The organism is Microbacterium aurantiacum, assembly GCF_002872075.1.
Lineage (GTDB): Bacteria > Actinomycetota > Actinomycetes > Actinomycetales > Microbacteriaceae > Microbacterium > Microbacterium aurantiacum_A.
This window is the reverse complement of sequence record NZ_PGGU01000007.1, coordinates 197893-219904: the sequence shown is the minus strand read 5'-3', so window position 1 is coordinate 219904 and position 22012 is coordinate 197893. Positions and strand designations below refer to the sequence as shown.

The 22012-nt window shown below is 67.6% G+C and carries 29 protein-coding genes and 1 tRNA gene; 14 read left to right on the top strand and 16 right to left on the bottom strand.

All coding sequences use genetic code 11. The annotated features are described in order from the left end of the window. Positions 1–29 precede the first annotated feature (29 nt). From CUR96_RS08000 to CUR96_RS07985, 4 genes are read right to left on the bottom strand one after another with little or no spacing between them, the layout of a single operon-like run. Entirely contained in the window at positions 30–398 is a 369-nt protein-coding gene (locus tag CUR96_RS08000; RefSeq protein WP_180968970.1) for an RNA-binding S4 domain-containing protein, read from the bottom strand. Beyond that, entirely contained in the window at positions 395–1069 is a 675-nt protein-coding gene (locus tag CUR96_RS07995) for a lysoplasmalogenase family protein (protein ID WP_102192772.1), read from the bottom strand. Before CUR96_RS07995 ends, CUR96_RS08000 begins: the two co-directional genes overlap by 4 nt. A gap of 47 nt (positions 1070–1116) precedes the next feature. Continuing rightward, positions 1117–1311, bottom strand: a complete 195-nt coding sequence (locus CUR96_RS07990; RefSeq protein ID WP_102192771.1) for a hypothetical protein — start codon at positions 1309–1311, stop codon at positions 1117–1119. Further along, the gene (locus CUR96_RS07985; RefSeq protein WP_102192770.1) at positions 1308–1889 is read right to left on the bottom strand and encodes a GNAT family N-acetyltransferase; all 582 of its coding nucleotides are present in this window, start codon (positions 1887–1889) and stop codon (positions 1308–1310) included. The genes CUR96_RS07990 and CUR96_RS07985 overlap by 4 nt, the downstream gene beginning before the upstream one ends. Positions 1890–2000: 111 nt before the next feature. Between CUR96_RS07985 and CUR96_RS07980 the strand changes: the two genes are divergently transcribed. Continuing rightward, positions 2001–2074: transfer RNA gene (locus CUR96_RS07980), tRNA-Pro, on the top strand. Positions 2075–2424: 350 nt separating this feature from the next. On the opposite strand, the gene CUR96_RS07975 is transcribed toward CUR96_RS07980, so the two are convergent. Next, positions 2425–3150 carry a hypothetical protein gene (locus CUR96_RS07975; RefSeq protein WP_102192769.1) on the bottom strand — a complete coding sequence of 242 codons (726 nt, stop codon included), beginning with the start codon at positions 3148–3150 and terminating at the stop codon, positions 2425–2427. Between the two features lie 70 nt (positions 3151–3220). Here CUR96_RS07975 and CUR96_RS07970 point away from each other — a divergent pair, with 70 nt between their 5' ends. Beyond that, positions 3221–3730, top strand: a complete 510-nt coding sequence (locus CUR96_RS07970; protein ID WP_102192768.1) for a hypothetical protein — start codon at positions 3221–3223, stop codon at positions 3728–3730. Further along, positions 3727–4830, top strand: a complete 1104-nt coding sequence (locus CUR96_RS07965; RefSeq protein ID WP_102192767.1) for a hypothetical protein — start codon at positions 3727–3729, stop codon at positions 4828–4830. The genes CUR96_RS07970 and CUR96_RS07965 overlap by 4 nt, the downstream gene beginning before the upstream one ends. A 270-nt stretch (positions 4831–5100) precedes the next feature. Here the strand turns inward: CUR96_RS07965 and CUR96_RS07960 are convergent, their stop codons facing one another. Next, positions 5101–5649 (bottom strand): TetR/AcrR family transcriptional regulator, encoded by a 549-nt coding sequence (locus CUR96_RS07960; protein WP_102192766.1) that lies wholly within the window; start codon positions 5647–5649, stop codon positions 5101–5103. A gap of 77 nt (positions 5650–5726) precedes the next feature. On the opposite strand from CUR96_RS07960, the gene CUR96_RS07955 reads away from it, so the two are divergent. Continuing rightward, on the top strand, positions 5727–6491 hold the full coding sequence (locus CUR96_RS07955) for an SDR family oxidoreductase (protein WP_102192765.1): 765 nt from the start codon (positions 5727–5729) through the stop codon (positions 6489–6491). 39 nt (positions 6492–6530) lie between these two features. Here the strand turns inward: CUR96_RS07955 and CUR96_RS07950 are convergent, their stop codons facing one another. Then, complete coding sequence (locus CUR96_RS07950; protein ID WP_102192764.1) at positions 6531–6725, bottom strand: three-helix bundle dimerization domain-containing protein; 195 nt, start codon at positions 6723–6725, stop codon at positions 6531–6533. Positions 6726–6811: 86 nt separating this feature from the next. After that, positions 6812–7468 (bottom strand): TetR/AcrR family transcriptional regulator, encoded by a 657-nt coding sequence (locus CUR96_RS07945; RefSeq protein WP_102192763.1) that lies wholly within the window; start codon positions 7466–7468, stop codon positions 6812–6814. Between the two features lie 88 nt (positions 7469–7556). Here CUR96_RS07945 and CUR96_RS18700 point away from each other — a divergent pair, with 88 nt between their 5' ends. Continuing rightward, positions 7557–8993: a purine-cytosine permease family protein gene (locus CUR96_RS18700; protein WP_102192762.1), complete on the top strand. Its 1437-nt coding sequence runs from the start codon at positions 7557–7559 to the stop codon at positions 8991–8993. Then, positions 8990–10612, top strand: a complete 1623-nt coding sequence (locus CUR96_RS07935; protein WP_102192761.1) for an amidohydrolase — start codon at positions 8990–8992, stop codon at positions 10610–10612. The genes CUR96_RS18700 and CUR96_RS07935 overlap by 4 nt, the downstream gene beginning before the upstream one ends. Before the next feature lie 12 nt (positions 10613–10624). Here CUR96_RS07935 and CUR96_RS07930 read toward each other — a convergent pair whose 3' ends face one another. Both CUR96_RS07930 and CUR96_RS18840 read right to left on the bottom strand, forming a co-directional pair. After that, a complete protein-coding gene (locus CUR96_RS07930; RefSeq protein ID WP_102192760.1) occupies positions 10625–11626 on the bottom strand; it encodes an aldo/keto reductase in 1002 nt (333 codons plus the stop codon). Positions 11627–11660: 34 nt separating this feature from the next. Further along, on the bottom strand, positions 11661–11789 hold the full coding sequence (locus CUR96_RS18840) for a hypothetical protein (RefSeq protein ID WP_281255045.1): 129 nt from the start codon (positions 11787–11789) through the stop codon (positions 11661–11663). A 67-nt stretch (positions 11790–11856) separates the two neighbouring features. On the opposite strand from CUR96_RS18840, the gene CUR96_RS07925 reads away from it, so the two are divergent. After that, positions 11857–12339, top strand: coding sequence for a hypothetical protein (locus CUR96_RS07925; RefSeq protein ID WP_102192759.1), 483 nt, complete (start codon positions 11857–11859; stop codon positions 12337–12339). Between the two features lie 48 nt (positions 12340–12387). Here CUR96_RS07925 and CUR96_RS07920 read toward each other — a convergent pair whose 3' ends face one another. Then, complete coding sequence (locus CUR96_RS07920; protein WP_102192758.1) at positions 12388–13830, bottom strand: MFS transporter; 1443 nt, start codon at positions 13828–13830, stop codon at positions 12388–12390. 117 nt (positions 13831–13947) lie between these two features. On the opposite strand from CUR96_RS07920, the gene CUR96_RS07915 reads away from it, so the two are divergent. Continuing rightward, on the top strand, positions 13948–14811 hold the full coding sequence (locus CUR96_RS07915) for a helix-turn-helix transcriptional regulator (RefSeq protein WP_102192757.1): 864 nt from the start codon (positions 13948–13950) through the stop codon (positions 14809–14811). A gap of 18 nt (positions 14812–14829) precedes the next feature. On the opposite strand, the gene CUR96_RS07910 is transcribed toward CUR96_RS07915, so the two are convergent. Next, positions 14830–15228: a winged helix-turn-helix transcriptional regulator gene (locus CUR96_RS07910; protein WP_102192756.1), complete on the bottom strand. Its 399-nt coding sequence runs from the start codon at positions 15226–15228 to the stop codon at positions 14830–14832. A gap of 127 nt (positions 15229–15355) precedes the next feature. Here CUR96_RS07910 and CUR96_RS07905 point away from each other — a divergent pair, with 127 nt between their 5' ends. The 4 genes from CUR96_RS07905 to CUR96_RS07890 all read left to right on the top strand — a co-directional run bounded on the left by CUR96_RS07905 (position 15356) and on the right by CUR96_RS07890 (position 17816). Then, positions 15356–16258 (top strand): NADP-dependent oxidoreductase, encoded by a 903-nt coding sequence (locus CUR96_RS07905; protein WP_219721970.1) that lies wholly within the window; start codon positions 15356–15358, stop codon positions 16256–16258. Between the two features lie 122 nt (positions 16259–16380). Next, a complete protein-coding gene (locus CUR96_RS07900) occupies positions 16381–16983 on the top strand; it encodes an NADPH-dependent FMN reductase (RefSeq protein WP_102192754.1) in 603 nt (200 codons plus the stop codon). Between the two features lie 111 nt (positions 16984–17094). Beyond that, positions 17095–17580 carry a DUF2975 domain-containing protein gene (locus CUR96_RS07895; RefSeq protein WP_102192753.1) on the top strand — a complete coding sequence of 162 codons (486 nt, stop codon included), beginning with the start codon at positions 17095–17097 and terminating at the stop codon, positions 17578–17580. Continuing rightward, on the top strand, positions 17580–17816 hold the full coding sequence (locus tag CUR96_RS07890; protein ID WP_102192752.1) for a helix-turn-helix domain-containing protein: 237 nt from the start codon (positions 17580–17582) through the stop codon (positions 17814–17816). The genes CUR96_RS07895 and CUR96_RS07890 overlap by 1 nt, the downstream gene beginning before the upstream one ends. A 15-nt stretch (positions 17817–17831) precedes the next feature. Here CUR96_RS07890 and CUR96_RS07885 read toward each other — a convergent pair whose 3' ends face one another. The 3 genes from CUR96_RS07885 to CUR96_RS07875 form a co-directional block, all read right to left on the bottom strand. After that, the gene (locus CUR96_RS07885) at positions 17832–18638 is read right to left on the bottom strand and encodes an SDR family oxidoreductase (RefSeq protein WP_102192751.1); all 807 of its coding nucleotides are present in this window, start codon (positions 18636–18638) and stop codon (positions 17832–17834) included. An 87-nt stretch (positions 18639–18725) separates the two neighbouring features. Then, positions 18726–18926 (bottom strand): KTSC domain-containing protein, encoded by a 201-nt coding sequence (locus CUR96_RS07880; RefSeq protein WP_245861129.1) that lies wholly within the window; start codon positions 18924–18926, stop codon positions 18726–18728. An 8-nt stretch (positions 18927–18934) separates the two neighbouring features. Then, positions 18935–19858, bottom strand: coding sequence for a DUF72 domain-containing protein (locus tag CUR96_RS07875; protein ID WP_102192806.1), 924 nt, complete (start codon positions 19856–19858; stop codon positions 18935–18937). A 193-nt stretch (positions 19859–20051) separates the two neighbouring features. Here CUR96_RS07875 and CUR96_RS18580 point away from each other — a divergent pair, with 193 nt between their 5' ends. Beyond that, positions 20052–20255, top strand: coding sequence for a hypothetical protein (locus tag CUR96_RS18580; protein WP_180968969.1), 204 nt, complete (start codon positions 20052–20054; stop codon positions 20253–20255). A gap of 54 nt (positions 20256–20309) precedes the next feature. On the opposite strand, the gene CUR96_RS07865 is transcribed toward CUR96_RS18580, so the two are convergent. Next, entirely contained in the window at positions 20310–21440 is a 1131-nt protein-coding gene (locus tag CUR96_RS07865) for a Vms1/Ankzf1 family peptidyl-tRNA hydrolase (protein WP_102192748.1), read from the bottom strand. A 187-nt stretch (positions 21441–21627) separates the two neighbouring features. Here CUR96_RS07865 and CUR96_RS07860 point away from each other — a divergent pair, with 187 nt between their 5' ends. Beyond that, positions 21628–22011: a hypothetical protein gene (locus CUR96_RS07860; protein ID WP_102192747.1), complete on the top strand. Its 384-nt coding sequence runs from the start codon at positions 21628–21630 to the stop codon at positions 22009–22011. Position 22012 lies beyond the last annotated feature (1 nt).

The following is a 22012-nucleotide window of genomic DNA, read 5'->3' as shown; positions in this document are numbered from 1 at the left end:
AATTTGGGAAGGGGAAATCCGCTGAATTCTCAGTCCAGCGGCTCGTCCCGACCGCGCAGGCGGTCGATATCCCGGCGCTCGCGCTTGGTGGGCCGACCCGCTCCGCGATCGCGGAGACCAAGGGCGGCCTGCGGCTCGCGCTCCGGAGTCCGGTCTTCATATGCCGTAACAGCGACCGGCGCGCCGACGCGCTTCACGAGCAGCTGGCGCACCACCAGGATCCGATCGAATCCGGCGATCCGGACCCGCAGTTCGTCTCCGATGCGCACCTGCTGTGCCGCCTTCACCTTCTCGCCGTTCACGCGTACATGCCCCGCGCGGCATGCGGTCGTGGCCGCCGAGCGGGTCTTGTAGATGCGGATGGCCCAGAGCCAGCTGTCGACGCGCGCGGCGTTCATGATGACGTGCTCCGATCGTGTCGGGTGAGGAGCGCCCCGCCGACGATCAGCCCCTGCCCCAGCGTGTAGGTGAGCATGACGGCCGGGCTGCTCCACGCGGGCAGGGCGTCGGGAAGGAAGAGCTGAAACGCGAGGACGGTGTCGCTGGCCAGGAAGAACGCCCCGCCGATGGCGACGAGGGGGTGGCAGCGCGCGGCGAATGCGGCGGTGCCGGCGAGCACGACGCCATACGCGCCGACGGCGATGAGCAATCCACCGGTGTGCGGGCCCAGCGTGATGATCATGGCGATCCACCAGGCGACGTAGACGACCGTCCACAGAGGAAGGCGGCGTCGCTTCAGGAAGCGGAGGAACAGTGCGATGTACGCGAGGTGGGCCACGCCGAAGAATGCCAGCATGAGCGGCAGCTCGGGTGCCGCGGGGAAGAATGCGCCGGCGCCGTCCCCGAGCCACGAGGCGCCGATGGCCACGAGAAGGAGAGCGGTCTTCGCGGCCGGCCGCAACCGTGGCGTCGCCACCAGCACCGGGACGGCCAGCAGCGGCATGAGGGCGAGCTTGGTCGGTGCCGCGAGCGGACTTCCGAACGCGAGCAGCGCGACGTGGAGCACTGACATGGCGACGTAGGGGACGAACGCCCACGCGATCGGTGAAGAGAACGGGGGGCGCGGCATGCTCTCATCGTAGGGCGAGGGCGTCACCGGCCGACGTGCGGGGGTGCTCACGGTGCGAGGTATCGCCCTTCGGGTTCCAAGTGCTCGCGGAGGATGCGGATCGCCTTCGGCCCCACGCCGTGAATCGCGAGGAGCTCCTTGGCAGAAACGCCGTCGAACTGGTCGAGCCTCGTCCACCCGTGCAGCGCGAGTTCGCGTCGCGCGACCTTGCCCATGGAGGCGGGCAGTTCGGACTCGCTCATGAGAGTTCGAGCGTGACCAGGGCGCGGCCCGGCTTGAGTTCGGTCTTCTCGGTGAAGCCGGCCTCGAGGAACGTTCCGAGGGTGCCGTGGAACAGGTCGTTCGAGCGCTGCTTCTCGCCGCCTGTCACGACCGGATAGCCCTCGATCAGGCGGGCGCCGGATTCGCGGGCGAGGTCGACGGCAGCGCGGAGCAGTTCGAGATTGAGGCCGCCGCCACGATGTTCGCGGCGCACGACGAAGCAGGTGACCGCCCACACTGTCTCGTCGTCGAAGGGCTCTGTGCTCGCAGCGGCGATCATGCGCGTGCGCGGGATGCGCGCCTGCCGCGTGCGTGGACCGATGCGGATCCAGCCGGCGGCTTCTCCGTCGACGTAGGCGATGATGCCGGGTGGCGGACCGCTATCGATCTCCTTCCGGAGCATCTCCTTCCGCTGAGGTGTCGTCGTCTCGTTCCAGTCCTTGTTGCTGAGAACCGGCCAGATGCACTGGCAGCTGGCGCCGTCGCCGCCGCCGGTGAGGGCATGCTGAACGTCGTCCCACCGCGACGTGGTGGCCGGCTCTGTCGTGATCGTCACCATGCACGCGACGCTACGCCGAGCATCCGACACTCGCAACGCACCAGGCTGTTCGCGGACGGCCCCGAGGTGAGGCTAAGATAGTGGAGTTGCCTGCGCGTGAGTGCAGGAGAACGGGCTGTGGCGCAGCTTGGTAGCGCACTTGACTGGGGGTCAAGGGGTCGCAGGTTCAAATCCTGTCAGCCCGACCGAATCAGAAGGTCGGATCTCCGCGGAATTACGCGGGAGAACACGAAAGGGCACCTACCGGATTACTACCCGGCAGGTGCCCTTCTCTCACGACGCCTCAGTTGCGCGGACCCGGGGGCTACTACTCCGCCGCTCCGCTCACACAGCGATCGCGCGTTCCATCGCCTCCGCGGCCTGCTCGACGCCCATCGCTCCGCGCTCCGGGAACTACGTTTCCAGGAACCTACGCCCCGGCCGTGAACGGCGCGCCCGCGGGTGGGGCGTGGCGGGCCGGATGCCGAACCGGAAGCCATTCGGACAGCTGAACGTCGATGGTCCGCGTAAGTCGCTTCTGAGCGGCGACTGGTGATTACTTCACACGCCGCGTGGCAATGATCACGTCCGCAACGGCGTGAAGCAGATCAGCGGAGACCGCGAGAGCGTTGTTACACATCGCGGTCACTTCATCGACGGATCGGTGGGTTCGCTTGGTCCGCCCTGGCTCGTCCGGGCGCTGGTAGTCCATCGCGTGGGCAATCTTGTTGCGTGCCGTAAAGAACGAATCGAGCGATTCCAGCGACGAGTCGGGGATGCTCGCGTGTGGCACGCCGAGCGTGCCGCGAACACGCTTCTTGAGATCACCGCTCCCTTGGAAACTCGCGCGCGTCTTCATCGCGAGGTAGTACTCCAGCAGACCGTCCCGCGGCTCAGCACCGATGATCGCGTTGCGGAGCCCGTCGTCTACGTTGTTTTTCCCGGAGAGCGCCTGTTTCAGGTGCGCCTCGTACTGGGCGCGAGCCGCTGTGCCTGACTTCGGGATTAGGTAGCGGCCAGCGTCCCAGATGATGCGTTGCATCGATGCGTCGATCCCGCTGGAGGCCATCACAAGCGCGGACCGGAGTAAGTCGACTTCCTCGCTAGCGGGCCGACCCGTGGTGGTCGAGTTTGCGCTTCGCCGTTGCTCCGCGAGCGCCTGTGAGGCGTTGACAATGCCCTGGACGGAGTTGTGCGCGCCACGAAGGAAGCGGTACGCGTTACGCACCTCTGGCACTTTTTCTTTCGGCCCGTCCCGAAGATCAGCGATGACGCCCGGCATGTCTGCGACCGTATCGCACTTCTAACCGCGGTTAGGGTGACGCTGCCCGTGGGAACGATACGCTCGCGACATGGACGATGGAACCGATGCCGCGATGATCGGCCTATGGGGCGTTGTGATCGGTGCCCTGCTCTCTCTCGTCGGCACCGTGATCGTGCCATGGATTCGGGAGTCGGCGGAGCGCAAGCGCGCTGAGCGTGAGCGGCTGGCGACAGAGCGCCGCGATCTGCTCCTCGCGGCGATGACTGCACTGCTGGAGATGCGTCAGCGCCCCGCGGGCGATCTCCTCCGAGGTGAGGCACAAGCGAAGTTCGGTGCCCGGCTAAACGAACTCACGGTGCGGCTGACGCCCAACGAGCAACCAATCCTGGATGTGCTCATACTCATGCTCTCGATGGTGCAGGGACGGACGCGCGACGTTGCCGACAGAGTGGGGGAGGCTATGCTCGTGCTCACTTTGTGGGCACGCGGCGACATCTCGACCGCTGAGGTAATCCCCTCCGTGGAGCGGCAGGCGGGCGTGGTGTTCTCCGAGGACCACAAGACCGCCAGCCGGGTTCCCGCGGAGGAGCATTCATGACTGATCCCGAGGATGTCGTGATGGAGCGCTTCGAATGGCTCATGAAAGCCATGCGGCCACGAGTTGACCTGACCCGGCGGCGCTCGGATGAACTGGTGGCTGACATCAGTCGGTGGCGGAAGCCGGGCCCGCTTCGGACGAGCCTGGTCGTCAAGGGAGCCCCGGAGTGCGGTTGGTATATCCAGGTGGACTCGGTCGATCCTCCACCTGCGATCGAGCATTGGGGTATGCAGATCGCCGAGATCGCTCACCACTTGAGGAGCATCCTCAACACCACGCTGACTCGAATCGTGACCGCCGATGGTGGCACACCCTCGAACGCGCTCCAATACCCGATCGCTCTCACATCGAAGTCGTGGCGACAGCAAGCGGGGCGGATGAAGGGACTGCCGGAGCGGGTTCAGCGTGCGATCTACGCGAGCCAGCCGTTTATGTGGGCGCGGACCACCGGCAATCTTGCTGAGAACCACCTGCTCGCCGTGCTTGCTTGGGTAGACAACGAGGACAAGCACCGTCTGGAGTTGCAAGGAACCCTCGCGCCATCCTGGATCGAACACGAGGCTCGCATCGTTGGCACGGATGGTGTGGCTCGCCGTGTCGAACCCAAACTCACATACGACTGGAGCCTCACGCCTGGCTCGCGCATCGTGGATGCCGACACATCGCCGCACGTGGTTTCGGAGATGGATAAGGTCACGCTCGATCTCCAGATGGAGATTCTGTACCCGGATGAACTCGGCACTACGACGATCGTGCATCAATTGGTCGAAGAGATGTGGAGCGGCGCACAGGATGCCATCATGGCCCTTGCGGCGGCTTGGTCCGATGAAGCGATCGATTACCGAATACTCGCTGGTTCATCCGATTTCCTCCAAGGTGCGGCCTTCGGCAAGGCCGCGGTGGATGCGCACGCGGGAACCGGCACATGGGACGACGATTTCGCGCGACGGCGTTACGCTCAGCCGCCGAAGCACCTCGGCGGTGAGGAGATAGTGGTACCGCCTGAGGCGTTTGAATCCCCGACCGACGAGTCAGATGATCAGGGTGTTGTGTGGGAGTCCATCAAGCGAAACACTCGGCGTGGATTCGGCACGAACTGAGCGCACTGAGCGGTCGAGTCTTCGCCTTCGCCGTCTACGAATCCCTCACGAAGGCCGGAGCGATAGCGGGTGACGCCGAGGGGCACGCAGGGACTCGTGCGAGCGCGTATAAAGGTGCTGTGGGTCAAGGGGTCGCAGGTTCAATTCCTGTCAGCCCGACCAGATGAGGCCCGGAAACTCGCGAGAGTCTTCGGGCCTTCTGCTTGCCTGCGTAACGGGTGAGACCCCGGAAGACCCGGCGGATCCGCTCTGCTGTCGGTGTGGCGGCCGCTACGAGTCCGGCCAAGCACGCATCGCCGCGTCCGCCGCGGCGATGAGCTGGACGTGGTCTGCGCCGTAGCGGGCTTGCGCGGACAATCCGCTGAGGACGACCGTGATGTAGTCGGCGAGTGCGTCGATGTCGACCTCCACGTCGAGATCGCCATCCGTCCGCCCTCGCTGGAGCCGCTCAATCAACGCGTGCCGCGACTGTTCCCTGTGTCGTCCGAGTAGGGGCTCAGACAGGATCAGGCATCCGCGCGGCTGTCCTGCCTTCGTGTACTCCAGCGCCGCATCGTGCAGCAGGCGGGCGATCGCCGCCCGTGCGGTCGGCTCCTGCAGTGCGCGTGTCGAGAACGACGCCGGGTGGCTCTGGTACAGATCTGCCGCCTCGTCGAAGAGCTGCCGCTTGTCGCCGAACGCCGCGTAGAGACTCGGTGGGGCGATCCCCATCGCAGTCGTGAGATCACTGATCGAGGTGCCCTTGTAGCCGTTGCGCCAGAACAGCTGCAACGCGGATGCGAGCGCGACATCGCGGTCGAAGGTGCGTGGGCGTCCCATGATCCAAATTGTAGCGCTCGATACATTAATGCGCTACGTTCCTTGTGTAGTGATCGTTAAACAAAGGGAGATGCGCAATGGGTGGACTCGATGGCAAGACGGCTTTGGTGACGGGTGGGTCGCGGGGGATCGGACGGGCGATCAGCGAACGATTGGCCGCTGATGGCGCACTCGTCGCCGTCCATGGACGTGACGAGGCCTCGGGGCGCGAAGTCGTCGCGGCGATCACCTCTGCAGGCGGGCAGGCGTTCTCCGTCGGGGCTGACCTCAGTGCGCCGAACGGTGTGGACACTCTGTTCCCCCGACTCGATGCCGAGCTTCAGAGGCGGACCGGCTCGAGCGGCCTGGACATCCTCGTCGCGAACGCCGGCATCGCCGGGCAGGGCTCGCTCGCCTCGACGAGCGCCGAGTGGTTCGACGAGCTCTTCGCGGTGAACACGCGTTCCGTCTTCTTCCTGCTGCAGCAGGCGCAGAGCAGGCTGGCGAACGGCGGCCGCGTCGTGGCGATGTCGACCGGGCTCACGAAGCGCGCTGATCCGGATCTGTTGGCGTACTCGATGTCGAAGGCGGCGCTGGACACCATGATCCTCGGTGCGGCGAAGGATCTTGGCGCGCGAGGGATCACGGTCAATGCGGTCGCGCCGGGAGTGATCGACACCGACATGAACGCAGGGTGGCTGCGGGCGAGCTCTGACGCGCAGGAGATGGTCTCTGCGATGTCGCCGTTCAACCGCATCGGAACGCCGCCCGACGTCGCCGACGTCGTGGCTTTCCTCGTCTCGGAAGACGCACGATGGGTCACCGGCCAGTACCTGGATGCGACGGGCGGCGCGCTGCTCTGAGCAGTTGCTCGAGCGGAGGATCGTCCCGAAGACGTGCGTCTAGGCCTTGAGTCGTTCCCGGACAGCGCGCTCTGTGAGCACCGTGAAGTAGTCCGTCACCCTGCTGTCAGATATCTTCTCGAACTCCTCGACGGCGAGCGATGAGATGTGCGCTCGGCTCTCGTGAGGATGGCTTTCAGCGATACGATTCGTGACCTGCGTCACGATCTCGGCGGGGTCGATGTTCGTTGCCACACGGCGATGCTACGTCGCAACGTCAGCCAGGGGAAGTGAGTATCCCCAGTGTTCTTGTTGCCGCGAGGGAGGATTCTGACAGATCTTCACGCCCCCGCGTCGATAGCCTCCCGCAACGTCCCCGCCGGCATCCCCAGCGCCCATTCCGCCACATCCGCCACGACCCGCGTATGAGCCGGGTGCTCGATCTGCCTCGACGCGTTCACATACGACCCGCCGCCGTCGACGGCGATCAGGATCCGGATGCATGCCGCTTCGGCATCCACCTCTCCGAAGTCGCCGGAGGCGATGCCGTCAGCGATGATGACCGTCAGGCGCTCCCTGTCGAGTTCGTCCTGAACGTCGAGCTCGGCGTCGAGGGACGGGCTGAACCGTGCCAGATGTCGCGCGTTCAGCCAGAGCCTCGCCAACGGGAGTGATCGGCGCCGCTCGATGTGATCCACGAAGTGGGCGAGCCTCTGCAGGGGCGTGCCGCCCGACGTGAAGAACTGCTCCCGCTCGAGCACCGCCGCGCGGGCGAAGGCCGCGACCACCAGGTCCTCCGCGACGGGGAAATAATGCGTGATCAGTCCCGGCCGCACACCCAGTCGCGCTGCGACCGCGCGGAGCGTGATGCGCTCGAGTCCCTCTTCGATCGCGATCGCCGCGGCGCAGGCGAGGATGTCTTCCCGCCTCTCTTCCGGAGGTTTGCGGGTTCGCGGGGGAGCGGAGTTCGAAGAAGTGCTTGACGTCACCCCACTCATGCTATTGACTAAGTGACCAATAGTCCATTGGGCATGTGACCAATAACACGGCGACTACAGCAATGACGCTCCTCCCGAAAGGAACTCCATGACCCAGATCCACCCCACCGGCGCTGATGCCGACGCCCTCGACACGGCATCACGACCGGAAACGCGCGGCATCGAGCTGATCGATGATGCCGAACGCCACGGCAGGGCGCGCGATCTGTTCCTCATCTGGGCGGCGCCGAGCGTCAGCATCCTGAACCTCACGATCGGTGCCTCGCTGATCCTGCTCGGCCTCGAGATCTGGCAGGCGATCGCCGTGATCGTCGCGGCTTCACTGCTCTGGGTGCTGCCGGGGATCATCGCCGGAAGCGGGCCGGCAGCCGGTACCTCCGGTTCGGTCGTGACGCGAGCGATGTACGGGGTGCTCGGCAACCGCCTCTTCGTCGCCGTGGTCGGCTGGTTCATCGGCGCGGTCTTCCTCTCGCTCACGTGGCTCGCATCGTCGTTCATGGGAGCCGACCTGCTGCGACGCGCGGGCATGGACGACCCGACCTGGGTCCCGATCGGCGTCACGGTCGTCGTCGCCGCCATCACGATCCTCGTGGCGATCTTCGGCCACGGTCTGATCCTGCGCGCCTACCCCTACATGGCCGCCGCGCTGTTCGTGATCTTCCTCGCCGTCGCCGCGTTCATCCTGCCGTCGGTCGATTGGCAGTACGCGGCCCCGGAGCCCCTGAGCGGCCCCGCCCTCTGGTCGTCGATCTCGATCGGCTTCACGATCCTCGCCTCGACCCCGCTGTCGTTCATGAACAGCCCCGACATCGCCCGCTACCTCCCGCGCGACACGAAGCCCTCGCACATCACCGCCGCGACCGCACTCGGAGGCGCCATCCCGTTCATCGTCTTCACCACGGTCGGCGTGCTGCTGGCCACGGGACTGAGCGTCGCCGCGTTCGAGACCGGTATAGACGTCGCCCTCCTGGATCTGCTGCCCGCCTGGCTGGGACCGGTGCTCGTCATCGGTGTCATCATCAACACGATCGCCCTCAACGCCATGACGGCGTACACATCGAGCATGGCCCTCCAGGCGATCGGCTTCCGCCTGCGCCGCATCCCGGCCGCCATCATCGTCGGCGTCGTCGGCACGGCACTGACGATCTACCTCGTGCTCGCGTCGAACCTCGTGGAAGCGGCGAACCTCATGCTGCAGTTCCTCGTGGTCGTGTCCGGGCCGGCGATGGCGATCTTCGTCGTCGACGTCATCCTGCGCCGCTACGACTACGACGGCGTCGACCTCTTCCACGACGGACCCGGCGGCCGGTACTGGTGCTCGGGGGGATGGAGCATCCCCGGCATCACCGCGCTCATCGTCGGCGGGATCGCGACCGCGCTGTGCCTGTCGACGAGCGTCTGGAGCGGTCCAGTCGCCGAATCCACCGGATACATCGATCTCTCGGTACCCGTCGGCATGCTCGTCGCCGCGGTGCTATACGCCGGCCTGCTGCGCACGCCACTCGGAAAGGACGGTCGACCGTGACCACCCGCTACCTCAACGGACGCATCTTCACCGCCGATCCGGACCCGGCGCAGGCCTGGGCCGAGGCATTCGTGATCGACGGCGAGACGATCGCCTACGTCGGCACCGGCGAGGGCGCCCCCGCGGCCGACGAGACCGTCGACCTGGCGGGCAGGCTCGTCCTCCCCGGCTTCACCGACGCCCACACGCACCTCCTCATGGCGGGTGCCGCGCTCGGACAGGTGCCGCTCACCGCCGCTCGCTCGCTCGACGAGATCCAGACGCTGCTACGCGAAGCGAGAGCTGCCAATCCGGATGCCGCGGTTCTGCGCGGTCGAGGATGGCTGTTCGATTCGGTGCCGGATGGTGCGCCGACCGCGGCCATGATCGACGCGGTCGTCGACGACATCCCCGTGTACCTCGACGCGAACGACTACCACTCGTGCTGGGTCAACAGTGCGGCGCTGGCCGAACTCGGCATCACCCGGGAGACGCCCGATCCGATCGGCGGGTATTTCTCCCGGGACGCGGCGGGGGAGCCGACCGGGCTCCTCTACGAGACCGCAGCGACGCAGTACGCCTGGGCTCACCGCGACGAGACGACCACCGACGCCGACCGGGATGCGGACGTGGAACGTGTGATCGACGCCTACCTGGCTGCCGGAGTCACTGGCGCGATCGACATGGCCTTCGACGAGTTCGGACTCGAGGCGCTCCAGCGAGCGAAGGTGCGAGACGGGGGAGAGCTTCCGATCCGCGTCGCCGCGCACTGGATCGTCAACAACACCGGCGATGACGTGGAGAATCTCGCGCAGGTCGCTCGTGCGGCGGAGCTCTCCCGCGACGACTCGTTCTCCGGCGTTCGCGTCGTCGGCATCAAGCTCATCCTCGACGGCGTGATCGATGCGTGCACCGCGGCGATGCGGCATCCGTACGCCGACGGGTCGAACGCCGAGCCCATCTGGCCGGTCGCACAGTTGAACCCCGTCGTCGCGGCAGCGGATGCCGCCGGCCTCCAGGTCGCACAGCACGCGATCGGCGACTACGCGAGCGAGATCGCGCTCGACGCCATCGAGCACGCCATCGCCGTCAACGGGGAGCGACCGCGACGCCACCGCATCGAGCACCTCGAGTACGCGGCCCCCGGGACGGCCGAGAGGATGGCACGCCTCGGCGTGACCGCATCGATGCAGCCGGTGCACAGCGACCCCGCGATCTTCGCGAACTGGGCGGAGATGCTCGGCGACGACCGTGTCGACCGCGCGTTCCCGTGGCCGGAGTACGAGATCGCCGGAGCGCTGCTGGCCTTCTCGACGGATGCGCCGACGGCCCCGCACGAGGCGCTGGCGAACATGTACGTGGCATCGACTCGCGCCTCGGCGCTCGATCGCAGCGTGGGCGCGATCCACCCGCAGTTCGCGCTTCCTCTCGCGGCGGCGATCGGTCACGCGACGCGGGATGCCGCGGCATCCGTCGGTGATGGCGACTGGCGCGGCCGCATCGCCCCCGGATACGCGGCCGATGTGATCGTGCTGGACACCGATCCGTTCATCGACGGACCGGCGTCCCTGCTCGATGCCCGCGTGATCCAGACGATCGTCGCCGGGAGGACCCGTTACGAAGCGGAAGATCGCTCGTGATCGCCGAGGAGGTCAGGCAGGCTTCGCCGCGAGCGGCTCGAGGCGGGCGATCTCCTCGTCCGTGAGAGGGGCGCCATCGAGCGCGCGCAGCGAGTCCTCGAGCTGCTTGACGCTCGAGGCGCCGATGAGCGCACTGGTCACCGCGGAGTCCCGCAGCACCCACTGGATCGCGAGCTGGGCGAGGGTCTGACCGCGCGAGACGGCGATGTCGTTCAGAGCGCGTGCCCGGGTGAGGTATTCCTCGGTGATGTTCGACTCTGTCATCCACCTGCCCGTCGCTGCCCGCGAGTCGCGCGGGACGCCCTCCAGGTACCGGCCCGTGAGCAGACCCTGATCCAGTGGAGAGAAGGCGATCGCACCGACACCGAGCTCTGTCAGTGTGTCGAGCAGGCCCTCCTCCTCGATGCGACGGTCGAACATGTTGTAGCGCGGCTGATGGATCGTCAGCGGCACGCCCTCGGCGCGCAGCGCGGCCGAAGCCGCCCGCGTCTCCTCGGGTGTGTAGTAGTTCGAGATCCCCGCGTACAGCGCCTTGCCCTGACGCACCGCCGTGGCGAGCGCACCCATCGTCTCCTCGATCGGCGTCTCCGGGTCGGGACGATGCGAGTAGTACACGTCGACGTAGTCGAGGCCGAGCCGCTGCAGCGACTGATCCAGCGACGCGATCATCGTCTTCCGCGAACCCCAATCGCCGAACGGGCCGTCCCACATCTGGTAGCCCGCCTTCGTCGAGATGACGAGCTCGTCGCGGTAGGGACGGAAGTCGAGCTGATGGATGCGGCCGTAGTTGCGCTCGGCGCTGCCGGCAGGCGGTCCGTAGTTGTTCGCCAGGTCGAAGTGGAACACACCGAGATCGAACGCCCGCCGCAGGATCGCCCGCTGCGTCTCGAAGGTGCGGTCCTCGCCGAAGTTGTTCCACAGGCCCAGGGACACGCGCGGCAGGATCAGCCCGCTCCGCCCGGAGCGTGCCGTCTTGATCGATTCATACCTGGCGGGCTCGGCCGTATAAGTCATGACGCTTCCTTCTTGAAGATCGGGGGTGGGGTGTTCAGCGGGCGAAGCGCAATGTCACCAACTGGAAGGGACGAAGGTCGAGGTCGGTCGTCCCGCCTGCGACGGCGGTGAGTGCCGCTGTCGAAATCGTACGCTCCCGGAGATCGGTCTCGGTCACGGTCATGATCCAAGTGGCGCCGCGTTACAGATCCTCCCGTCGAGTCGCCCGCACCGGGCTCTAGAGTGTTGCCATGCAGGACGTGCATCCCGAATGGACCCAGGTCGACCCGATCGGTCATCGTGCCGCGGTGGGAATGCGCGTGGCGGCCGTGCCTCTCACCCTCATCGGCATCATCGGCGGGGTCCTGAGCCTGCGTCTGGCACCCGAGTGGTGGGCCGTCGCGGGAGCTTTGCTGGCGTGCGCGTTCGCCGCCCTCGTCGGCGTGAGCCTGTGGGTCAATGCCGTCGCGCGCGAGAAGGCCACTGCCGAGCTGAGGCCGACGGGTCGTCGCGTCTCCCTTCGTGTGGTCCTCGCGGAAGACATCACGGACGAGATGGAAACTTTCCGTCTGCATCTGAAGCTGCCGATCGAGGGCGGACCTGTCGTGCAGCACGCCTGCAGTGCCCAGCGCTGCACCGACGCAGCGCACGCGTTCCCCGGTTCCGAGTTGCCGGCCATGATCGACGAGTCGCGAAGGGTCTGGGGCGTGATCCACGGACCCATCGACCGCTGAGCCGGCTCCCGGCTCGAAACGCTCCGTGCAGGCGAGCGATCCGATCGGCTACTCCGCGAGCCCTCCCCGTTGAGCCAGGCGAGAGCCCGCCGGCGCCCGCAGCAACACGGCGACCAGCAGCGCCGCGGCGAGCGCGATCCCGGCATTGACGCCGATCGCGACCCGCAGGCCGGGCAGCAGTGTGGATGCGACGACACTCGTCGCGATCGCGGACATGACCGGAGTGCCCAGAGTGATGCCGACCTGCTGGCTCATCGTGACCAGTCCGGTGGCCAGTCCCTGCTGCTCCGAGGGAACATCCGACGTGGCCGTCACGGTGTAGCCGACGATCGCGACGAGGTTCGCGATGCCGCCGATGAACGTGAGGATCACGAGCGGGAGCACCCAGGCGTGGTCGTCGGTGAGGAACGCGAGCGGCAGGGTCGCCGCGACCTGCAGGACGAACCCGAAGATGATCGCCGTCTTCGCTCCGCGCATTCCGATGACTCGGGGAGCGATGAGGCCGCCGATGACGGTGCCGATCCCGAGCACGGCCAGGATCAGGCCGGCGACGACGGCGTCGAACCCCAGCGTCTCCTGAAGATAGAGCGTGAGGAGGAACACCAGCGAGGTCTCCGTCGCGAAGGCGAGGAGTCCGGCGATGTTGCCCCAGGCGATGTTGCTGCGCCGGAGGAGCGCGGGTGCGATCAGCGGATCGACGACGCGTGACTCGATCGCCAGGAATGCCCCGAACAGCAGCACGGCGGCGGCGATCGGCCCCCACGCGGCGGGACTCGCCCAGCCGGCCCGACCGGCCATGTCGATACCGAAGACCAGGGCGACCAGGGCAAGTGTGACGGTGATGGCACCCGGCACGTCGAGGCGCGGACGCGGCCCTGCCGGAGGCTCCCGGAGCACGAACGGCGCGATGGCCAGGACGATGACGGCGACCACCACGTTGATGAGGAAGGCCCACCGCCAGCTGACGGTTCCGGTGAGGACGCCTCCGAGTACGGCGCCGGCGGTGAAGCCGGCCGCCATGAGCGCGCCGTTGAGACCGAGCACGCGGGCGCGGGCGGATGCCTCGGTGAACGTCGTGGTCAACAGGGACAGTGCGGCCGGAGTGATCATCGCCGTCGCGATGCCCTGCCCCACTCGGGCCGAGAGCAGGAGCATCGGTTCCTGAGCGAGCCCGCCGGCCAGCGACGAGATGCCGAGCAGCACGATCCCGATCAGGAACAGCCGCCGCCGTCCGAACAGGTCGGCCACGCGGCCGAAGAACAGCGTGAACCCGGCGGCGCAGAGCGCGAACGCCGTGACGATCCACTGCAGCGCCGACGTCGCGAAACCGAGTTCGCGGCCGATGTGCGGCAAGGCGACGTTGAGAATCGAGAAGTCGACGGCGAGCGTGAAGTTGGCCGTCAGCAGCACCATGACGGCGAGCCGGTCACGGCGGGTCAGAGGTCCGGGCCGAGAGGGAAGAGGTCGAGTCGATGAATGCACGTCAGTCATGGCATCCAGGTTCCACGGCCGCCGAGAACCGAGCCAGAACCCTGGATCGGGTGGGCTGGCGGTGCCTAGTACTGACAGGGGCAGGCTCCGGCATCCGAAGCCGGAGAGAATGGATGCATGGACGCACGCACACGGGAAGCAGACACGCCCGTCACCGAGCTCGGGGAGTTCCTGCGTTCCCGACGGGATCGTCTGACGCCGGAGGACGCCGGCGTCCGCTCCTACGGTCGACGCCGGGTGCCGGGTCTGCGCCGTGAGGAGCTGGCTCAGCTCGCCGGCGTCTCCGCGACATATCTCACGCGGCTCGAGCAGGGGCAGTCGCAGAACGCTTCGGATGCCGTGATCGAGGCGCTCGCACGAGCGCTGCAGCTCGACGACGACGGACGGGCGCACCTGTTCGCGCTGGCGCATCCGACGCCCGCCGAGCGCGCGCGGGCGTCCGCGCCGGAGATCGCGAAACCCGGTGCCGAGCAACTGCTGCACGCGATGGGGGACGTGCCTGCCGTCCTGCTGGGGCGCTTCAACGACATCCTCGCCTGGAACAGTGCCGGCCACCTGCTGCTGGCCGGCCATCTCGACGTCACGGCGCCGACTCGCCCGGACGGACGGCCCAACCTCATCACGATGCTGTTCTGCGATCCCCACACCCGCGATCTCTACGCGGATTGGGAAACGGAGGCCGAGGTGGCCGTCGCCTCGATGCGGTACGCGGCCGCGCGATTCGCCGACGATCGGCATCTGGCGGAGCTCATCGGCGAGCTCAGCCTGAAGAGCCCGGAATTCGCATCGCTGTGGGCCGGGCATTCGGTGCGGCTGTGCACCAGTGGCAACAAGCGCTTCCGGCACCCGGCGATCGGAGACCTGTCGCTGGACTACGAGGTCCTGCACCTTCCGGAAGCCAACGGGCAGCGGATCCTCACTCACACCGCACCCGCGGGGAGCGCGGCGCAGGCGGCGCTTCGTCTTCTCACCTCTTTGTGACGCCGGTCGCGGCATCGGCTATGCGCGGAGGTCGTACTCCGCCTGCGAATGGCGGATGACCTCGATGTGCGTCTCGGCCCACCGTTTGAGCGGACTGACGACCTGCACGAGTGAACGGCCCAGGTCGGTGAGCTCGTAGGTGACGGTGACGGGAACAGTGGGCTCGACCGTGCGCACCACTAGGCCATCGCGTTCGAGGCCGCGCAGCGTCTGAGTGAGCATCTTCTGGCTCACTCCGGCGATGTGGCGACTGAGCTGGGAGTATCGCTGCGGCTCGTCCTCGAGCGCATGCATGACCAGGACCACCCACTTGTCCGCGAGGGTGGCGAGCACCTGACGGCTGGGGCATGTCGCGAGATAGGCGTTGTACGCCTCCTTGGATGCCTCGCGTTCGGCGGCAGCGGTTCGAGTCGGCATGGGGTTCCTCACTTCAGTGCACCTTACGCACTTTCAGGTGCCTACTTCCCGCTGGAGAGCGGATATCTCATCCTGGAACACAGTGAGCCGCAGCGCAAGAGCCGTGGCCCGGATGAGAGGAGCTCCTATGCGAGCAGCAGTCGTGCACACCCCCGGAGACGCCGAAGTGATCGAGATCATCGAGACGGCGATCCCCGAGCCGAAGGCCGGCGAGGTGCGGATCAAGGTCGAAGCAGCCGGGGTCAATCCGGTCGATCTGCAGACGAGGGCGGGCGTGTATCACGAGCTGGGCTGGGTGACCGCGTCGTCGGTGGGGCTGGGATGGGATCTCGCGGGCACCATCGATGCGGTGGGCGACGGCGTCGGCGAGTTCGTCGTCGGCACGCCCGTCGCGGCGCTGTCCGCCGGAGTCGACAAGTCGTTCGGCGCCTACGCCGAATACGTCGTGGTTCCGGCGGATGCTGTCGCGCAGCGGCCGGACGGGATCACCGCCGTCGACGCGGCCACCGTGCCGTTGAACGCGCTCACCGCCCATCAGGCTCTGGTGCGTTTCGGGCCTGCCGACGGCCGCCGACTGCTCGTGACGGGCGCTGCGGGTGCCGTCGGCGGCTACGCTCTGCGCCTGGCGGCCGACCGGGGCTTCGAGGTGGGCGGCCTCGCACGAGAGAGCGATCGCGCCTTCGTGGAGTCCATGGGGGGCGCGCTCGTGATCGCACTGCCCGAGAACGCGGAGTGGGATGCCGTCTTCGACGCCGCCGCTCTCGGAGACGCCGTTCTGGCGGCCGTGAAAGACGACGGGATCTATGTCGGCGTCGTGCCTCCTGCGGTGCCCGATGCCGTCCGCGGGATCGAAACCTCGGCGGTCATGGTGGAGTCCTCCGGTGAGATGCTGGCCACGCTTCTGATCGACGCGGCCGCGGGGCGCCTGCCTGCGCGCGTGCACAGCGTCATGCCCCTCGAACACGCGCGCGCTGCGCACGGGGTCGCTGCACAGCCGGGGGCTCGTGGACGGGTGGTTCTCGTGCCGTGAACGCGGCCGCGGTGGTGGCGGCCCGGTGCTCGGAGCATCCGCCGGGTCGCCGCCACCCGGTTGACGAAGTCGACGTCGCGGACTAGACAGGAGCACCTTCGCCCCGACAACCCGAAGGAGAAATCATGTCGCATCGCATCGGCTACCTCATCGGAAGCCTCTCCGGTGACTCGATCAACCGCGTTCTGTCGAAGGCGCTGGTGCGCCTGGCGCCGGCCGAGCTCGAGCTCACCGAGATCTCGATCCGTGATCTCCCGCTCTACAACCGCGATGACGAGATGAATCCGGTTGCGGCCGTCACGGAATTCAAGCGGGCGGTCGAGCAGTCGGACGGACTGCTCTTCATCTCACCGGAGTACAACCGCTCGATCCCCGCGCCGCTCAAGAACGCCATTGACTGGGGTTCTCGGCCCTGGGGGCAGAACTCCTTCGCCCGCAAGCCGACCGGGATCATCGGTGCATCCGTCGGCGCCATCGGGACCGCGGTGATGCAGGCCTCGATGCGCAGCGTGCTGAGCTTTCTGGATGCGCCGCAACTGAACGCGCCCGAGGCCTACATCACCTTCAAGCCCGAGATCTATGGCGAGAACGGCGAAGTGAACGACAGTGGCACCGAAGAGTTCCTCCGGCACTACATGGAGGAGTACGCGGCCTTCGTCGAGAGGGTGCTCTCGAGCATCCATCCGGGCCACATCGGCGACGATCACCCGGACACGAAGCATTGACCCGAGCCTGCTCGCGGCTGCTCAGCTGACCTGGAATCGCCTACCATCGATTATCGTGCGAAATCTATCGACATTCGATAGACTGGGTGTCTCGAACAAAGGAAGAGCACCATGGGCAATCTGACGATCTACATCCTGCGCGCCGTCATCGCGATCTCGCTCGCGGGTTCGCTCGTCGTGCAGACCGTGCTGCTGCCGTTGATCTGGGCCGACCTCGAGAACGAGTCCATGCCGGGCCGGATCGGATTCGTCGTGATCCTGGGGCTCGGCGTGCTCACGATGCAGGTCTTCGCGGTCTGCGTCTGGCGTCTGCTCACGCTCGTCCGCAAGGGCGCCGTCTTCTCGCCGCGGGCATTCCGCTACGTCGACGTGATCATCGGCGCCATCGCCGCTGCGGCCGTGCTCACCTTCAGCCTCGCCGTCCTGCTCGCCCCCGGCGGCGTGGCACCCGGGATCGTGGGACTGATCTGCGGGGCGTCGTGCGTGCTGATGGGGATGGCGCTGCTCGTGGTGGTGATGAGGCGACTGCTGGTGCAGGCGATCGATCGCGACGCCGAGGCGCGTGCGCTGCGGTCCGAGCTCGACGAGGTGGTCTGATGCCGATCGTCGTCGACATCGACGTCGTCCTGGCGCAGCGCAAGCTCGCGGTCGGCGTCCTCGCCGAGCAGATCGGGATCAGCCCCGCGAATCTCGCCGTGCTCAAGAACGGGCGGGCCAAGGCCGTCCGCTTCACGACGCTCGACGCGCTGTGCGAAGCCCTCGACTGCCAGCCGGGAGACCTGCTGCGGTGGGTGCCGTCCGATGCCGTGCTCGGGGTCGATGCCGCGGGCTGAGGCAGTCCCGACGATTCAGCCCCGGCGCCACGAATCGTCGGTGAGATGCGACCCGGCCTGCGGGCCCATCTGCAGCATCCCGCCGTCGACCGACCAGCTCGCGCCCGTCACGTAGCTCGCGGCGGGGGAGGCGAGGAAAGCGATCACCGCGGCGACCTCCTCCGGTTTTCCGGGCCGGCCGAGCGGCACTCCGGGGCGGTGCGTGGAATCGGCATCCGACGACTCCATGTCGTTGATGGGCGTCGCGATCTCGCCGGGCGCGACCGCGTTCGCGGTGATCCCGTGCTGCCCGAGTTCCTGCGACATGGTCTCGATGAGTCCGGCGAGGCCGTGCTTGGCGGCCACGTAGGCTGCCGCTCCGACCCGAGGCTGGTGCGCATGCACGCTCGTCACCGCGATCAGCCGGCCGCCCGTGCCTGCCGAGACCATTCGCCGCGCAGCCGCCTGAAGGCCCGCGAACGCGCCATCGAGGTTCAGTGAGATGACTTCGCGCCACTGATCGGTCGACACGTCCAGGAATGGGCCTCCTGTTCCGCCGCCGGCGTTGTTCACGAAGACGTCCAGCCCGCCGAGATCATCGGCCAACTGATCCACGACCGAGGCGACCTCGTCGATCGCTGTCGCATCGAATCGCGCGACGACGGCACGGCGGCCGCGTTCACGCACAGCCTCGGCCGTGCGCTCAGCGCCCTCCTGGTCGGAATGCCAGGTGACTCCGACGTCCATGCCGGCATCGGCGAGGGCGAGGGCTGTGGCGGCACCGATCCCGGAGTCGGACGCGGTGACGATGGCGGATGCGGGGGAGAAGCCTCTCGGTGACATGCGAGCGAAGGTAGCCGTGCTCGGCCGCCGGCCGAGAGGGGGTTTACAGCCCGCGACGCGTGAGATACACCGGCAACGGCTGCTGCATCAATCGATGCGCTCGGTCGGGTACCGATCGCGGATGAGGTCGATGAAGGCGCGTCCTTTGCTGTCGGCGTCCATGAGCGCTCGGTGTGCCGACGGGGGAACGGTGTAGTAGCGGTACGTGCCGCCACCCAGGAACTCGATCTCCAGTACGGCGGTCTCCGGCGCATAGCCGATGGATGAGATCACTGATGATTCGACCACGCGGCGCTTCATCGGCTCATCCGTTCGGTCTCGTCGCCGACGAGGGCCGCGAGGGCGAGGGCATCGTGCGGTGCGTGCCCGCGCGCGTCGTTGTCGAAGTACACGTAGACATCGCGCGGCCGACCGTCGGATGCGTAGCCGTCGGCCCAGCTGTTCACGAGGTCGGCCCATTCCCGCAGCTCCGCCGCGGTGTAGCCGCTGTGGTACAGCTCCTGCCCGCCGTGCAGGCGGACGTAGACGAAATCGGCCGGGAGATCCTCGAACCGCGGCCATCTTCCCGCCGTGTCGGCGACGGTGAGGGAGACGCCGTGGGTTCGCAGCAGAGGGGCCAATCGAGGGTCGTGGAAGCTCGCCGATCGCGGTTCGATCGCATGGCGCAGCGGCACGTCCGACTCGATCTCGAGCCACGCTCTGCCTTCGAGCCGCTCGTCGTGCCGCCGGGCCAACTCGAGGGCCTCGCCCGTCGAACGGGGAATCGCTCTCAAGAAGGCGTCCAGCACGTCGGGATCGAAGCGCTGCCGCTCCGGGAGCTGCCAGAGGATGGGGCCGAGTTGCGTTCCGAGTGCCAGCACGCCGGAGGCGAAGAAGTTCGCCAGCGCCTGCCCCGGGTCCCGGAGGCGCAGCATGTGAGTGATGTAGCGGGAGCCCTTGACGGCGAAGACGAACTCGGGCGGTACGCTCTCCCGCCAGTGCCGATAGCTCGATGGCCGCTGCAGCGAATAGAAGGATCCGTTCAGCTCGACAGTGGAGAACCGCTCGCCGATGAATTCCAGTTCCTGTTTCTGCGGGAGTCCGGTCGGGTAGAAGTCGTCCCGCCACCGCGGGTATCGCCATCCGGAGACTCCGACCCGTACCCGTCCGCGCGTGCCCTCCCGCCCGGGATCGACGAGTCGTCCGGCACGGTCTCGCCGGTCGCGATCGTCGGGGGTCATGTCGGGCTCCTTCACAACGCATCGACCCTAGGCGCCGTCCGTCGCGTGCACCCACCCGATTGACGCACCGGCGGGGAGGGGCTAGGACCATGTGCGCCCCCAGCCGGGTTCTGCCGGGCGGCGTCAACCCCCTTGCCGGCGCACTCCGGGAATCGGAGGGTGAAGGCATCACACCTCGAGGGAGGAGCATCCCATGCCCATCGGAAACGACCCCATCGACGATCAGAAGCCGACCGCCGATCTCCAGGAGCAGGAACGCCCGGAGATCGACGATCCGGACGACCCGGAGGCGCCGCCTGTCGCCGAGGCGGACTTCGGCGGGGCAGACGCCGACCCGGCCGATGTCGCGGAGCAACGGGAAGAGATCCTGCTCGACGAGGATCACCCGAGAGAGTAGTGCGCACCGCGGGTGAGGGCGGTGGTGTCGCCACGAACCGCCCTCACCACGGCATCATCCCGGACTGGACCCCGACCAGCGCAGCACGGCGAGCGGTTCACGCGCCATGCGATCAGCGCGTTCGTCGTCATCGCTCTGGTGGTCGTCTTCTGCGACCACCACCCGCGCTCCGGTGAGCAGTGCCGCGCGCGCCAGGGCTTCGGCGGCCGGGACCCGCTCGATCACGTTCGCGGGTTCGTCGTCCTCGACGGGCGCCACCCAGGGCGACTCGTCGAGGGCCGCGAGGGCGGCATCGGAGTCGAGCATCCGCGCATCCAGGAGAAGGCTCTCCACCCGTGCCTGACGGAGCGCCTCGACGACGGCCCCGAGACCGTGGGCGCCTGCGCTGCCGCTGTCGGTGGATGCGCGATCGACGATGTCCTGCTCGGTGCTGCGCAGCTGCTCCTCGAGTGCGGTGGCGATCGCCTCGTCCAGCGCGGTCCGGTCCGCGCCCGCGGCATGCGTGTGCGCGTCGACGAGGATGAGGATCTTCTGCGCGGCGGTGCCGAGCTCGTCGCGCAGCAGCTGCCGGGCCCTGACATCGCCGGAGACGACGACGAACCGCGGCGAGTGCTGCTGCACGAGCCGGTCGACGATCCTGGCGACGTCGGCCTGATTGTGCTTCCAGATCTCCTCGGAGGTGCGCTGATACCTCGACTGCGACCAGCCACCGGCCTGTACCTTGGGCAGCGCATCCGTGCGCCCCTCGATCTCCTGCACGTGCTCGGGAGGGCGTCCGGCTCGTTCCAGTCGTACTTCGGCGTCTCCGCGGCCGGCTTCCACCACGACGTAGCGGATGTCGTCGGCGCGATCGCGCAGGAGTGGCAGGATCGGCGGGATCTGCGCGTGTCCGCACTGCTCGGGCCCCAGCCGGGCACCGGGGAAGGACTCGTCGACCTCCACTTCGCCGTCCCGAGCGAGCACGTACCGCGCTGACGGACTCGGCAGGCCGGCGGCGTTGTCGAGCACCTCGAGCACGGCCGCCGCATCCGCCTCGGGCGCGCCGGCCTCCTCGAGCCTGCGTCGCACCGATTCCCTGCGCGCGTCCTCGATCCCCTGCGGCTCGGCTCCCTGACCGTCGACATACGCGTACGTCCACGGGCCCGGTTCCTCGAGCAGCGACACGAGCTGTCCGGCGCCGATCATGACTCCTCCGTAAGGTTGTCGCGCTGGCTGTCGTTCATCTCGACTCCCTTCGTCGAATGTTTCGGAAGCGACGTTAGACGCGGCCGCTGCATCCGTCGACCGGGGTTGACGGATGCAGGTGCCCTCGCTAGCGTCGCCGCCCGGGAGGCGCCTTCCGCTGCGGCCCGCGGATTCGTAGGCTGAGGTCATGGACAGAACTCTCGTGCTGAGTGCTCAGGTCGCGATCCCGCAGGGGCATCGGCTCGAGGTGACCGAACGCCACGACGATCTGACCGGAGGGCCGGTCGTCCTCTCTCTCGTCGACCTCGACACCGGCATCCGCTTCCAGCGTGCGGAGGAGCCCCACGGCGAGATCTCGCGCTGGCTGGGCAGGGTGCTCGACTGCACGGTCACGATGCACGGGGCGGGTGCGGGCACGGTGCTGACCGTCGACCCGATCGGCCCCGGGCCGACCGGCGCGAAGGTGGCGCTGCGCGATGCGGATGCGGCCGCGGACGCCGCGAAGGCAGAAGCCGACCGCTGGGGCGGCAGCGATCGCCCTCCTCAGCCGGAGGCGGAGCGCTTCTGGTGAC

Coding starts and splice junctions, on each gene's coding strand:
- CUR96_RS07890 (WP_102192752.1), top strand. CDS start 17,580: ATGCCGATCGTCGTCGACATCGACGTCGTCCTGGCGCAGCGCAAGCTC.
- CUR96_RS07965 (WP_102192767.1), top strand. CDS start 3,727: ATGACTGATCCCGAGGATGTCGTGATGGAGCGCTTCGAATGGCTCATG.
- CUR96_RS07920 (WP_102192758.1), bottom strand. CDS start 13,830: ATGACTGACGTGCATTCATCGACTCGACCTCTTCCCTCTCGGCCCGGA.
- CUR96_RS07985 (WP_102192770.1), bottom strand. CDS start 1,889: ATGGTGACGATCACGACAGAGCCGGCCACCACGTCGCGGTGGGACGAC.
- CUR96_RS18580 (WP_180968969.1), top strand. CDS start 20,052: ATGCCCATCGGAAACGACCCCATCGACGATCAGAAGCCGACCGCCGAT.
- CUR96_RS07895 (WP_102192753.1), top strand. CDS start 17,095: ATGGGCAATCTGACGATCTACATCCTGCGCGCCGTCATCGCGATCTCG.
- CUR96_RS07915 (WP_102192757.1), top strand. CDS start 13,948: ATGGACGCACGCACACGGGAAGCAGACACGCCCGTCACCGAGCTCGGG.
- CUR96_RS18840 (WP_281255045.1), bottom strand. CDS start 11,789: ATGACCGTGACCGAGACCGATCTCCGGGAGCGTACGATTTCGACAGCG.
- CUR96_RS07865 (WP_102192748.1), bottom strand. CDS start 21,440: ATGATCGGCGCCGGACAGCTCGTGTCGCTGCTCGAGGAACCGGGCCCG.
- CUR96_RS07995 (WP_102192772.1), bottom strand. CDS start 1,069: ATGCCGCGCCCCCCGTTCTCTTCACCGATCGCGTGGGCGTTCGTCCCC.
- CUR96_RS07970 (WP_102192768.1), top strand. CDS start 3,221: ATGGACGATGGAACCGATGCCGCGATGATCGGCCTATGGGGCGTTGTG.
- CUR96_RS08000 (WP_180968970.1), bottom strand. CDS start 398: ATGAACGCCGCGCGCGTCGACAGCTGGCTCTGGGCCATCCGCATCTAC.
- CUR96_RS07860 (WP_102192747.1), top strand. CDS start 21,628: ATGGACAGAACTCTCGTGCTGAGTGCTCAGGTCGCGATCCCGCAGGGG.
- CUR96_RS07990 (WP_102192771.1), bottom strand. CDS start 1,311: ATGAGCGAGTCCGAACTGCCCGCCTCCATGGGCAAGGTCGCGCGACGC.
- CUR96_RS07960 (WP_102192766.1), bottom strand. CDS start 5,649: ATGGGACGCCCACGCACCTTCGACCGCGATGTCGCGCTCGCATCCGCG.
- CUR96_RS07945 (WP_102192763.1), bottom strand. CDS start 7,468: ATGAGTGGGGTGACGTCAAGCACTTCTTCGAACTCCGCTCCCCCGCGA.
- CUR96_RS07930 (WP_102192760.1), bottom strand. CDS start 11,626: ATGACTTATACGGCCGAGCCCGCCAGGTATGAATCGATCAAGACGGCA.
- CUR96_RS07905 (WP_219721970.1), top strand. CDS start 15,356: ATGCGAGCAGCAGTCGTGCACACCCCCGGAGACGCCGAAGTGATCGAG.
- CUR96_RS07975 (WP_102192769.1), bottom strand. CDS start 3,150: ATGCCGGGCGTCATCGCTGATCTTCGGGACGGGCCGAAAGAAAAAGTG.
- CUR96_RS07955 (WP_102192765.1), top strand. CDS start 5,727: ATGGGTGGACTCGATGGCAAGACGGCTTTGGTGACGGGTGGGTCGCGG.
- CUR96_RS07875 (WP_102192806.1), bottom strand. CDS start 19,858: ATGACCCCCGACGATCGCGACCGGCGAGACCGTGCCGGACGACTCGTC.
- CUR96_RS07885 (WP_102192751.1), bottom strand. CDS start 18,638: ATGTCACCGAGAGGCTTCTCCCCCGCATCCGCCATCGTCACCGCGTCC.
- CUR96_RS18700 (WP_102192762.1), top strand. CDS start 7,557: ATGACCCAGATCCACCCCACCGGCGCTGATGCCGACGCCCTCGACACG.
- CUR96_RS07910 (WP_102192756.1), bottom strand. CDS start 15,228: ATGCCGACTCGAACCGCTGCCGCCGAACGCGAGGCATCCAAGGAGGCG.
- CUR96_RS07925 (WP_102192759.1), top strand. CDS start 11,857: ATGCAGGACGTGCATCCCGAATGGACCCAGGTCGACCCGATCGGTCAT.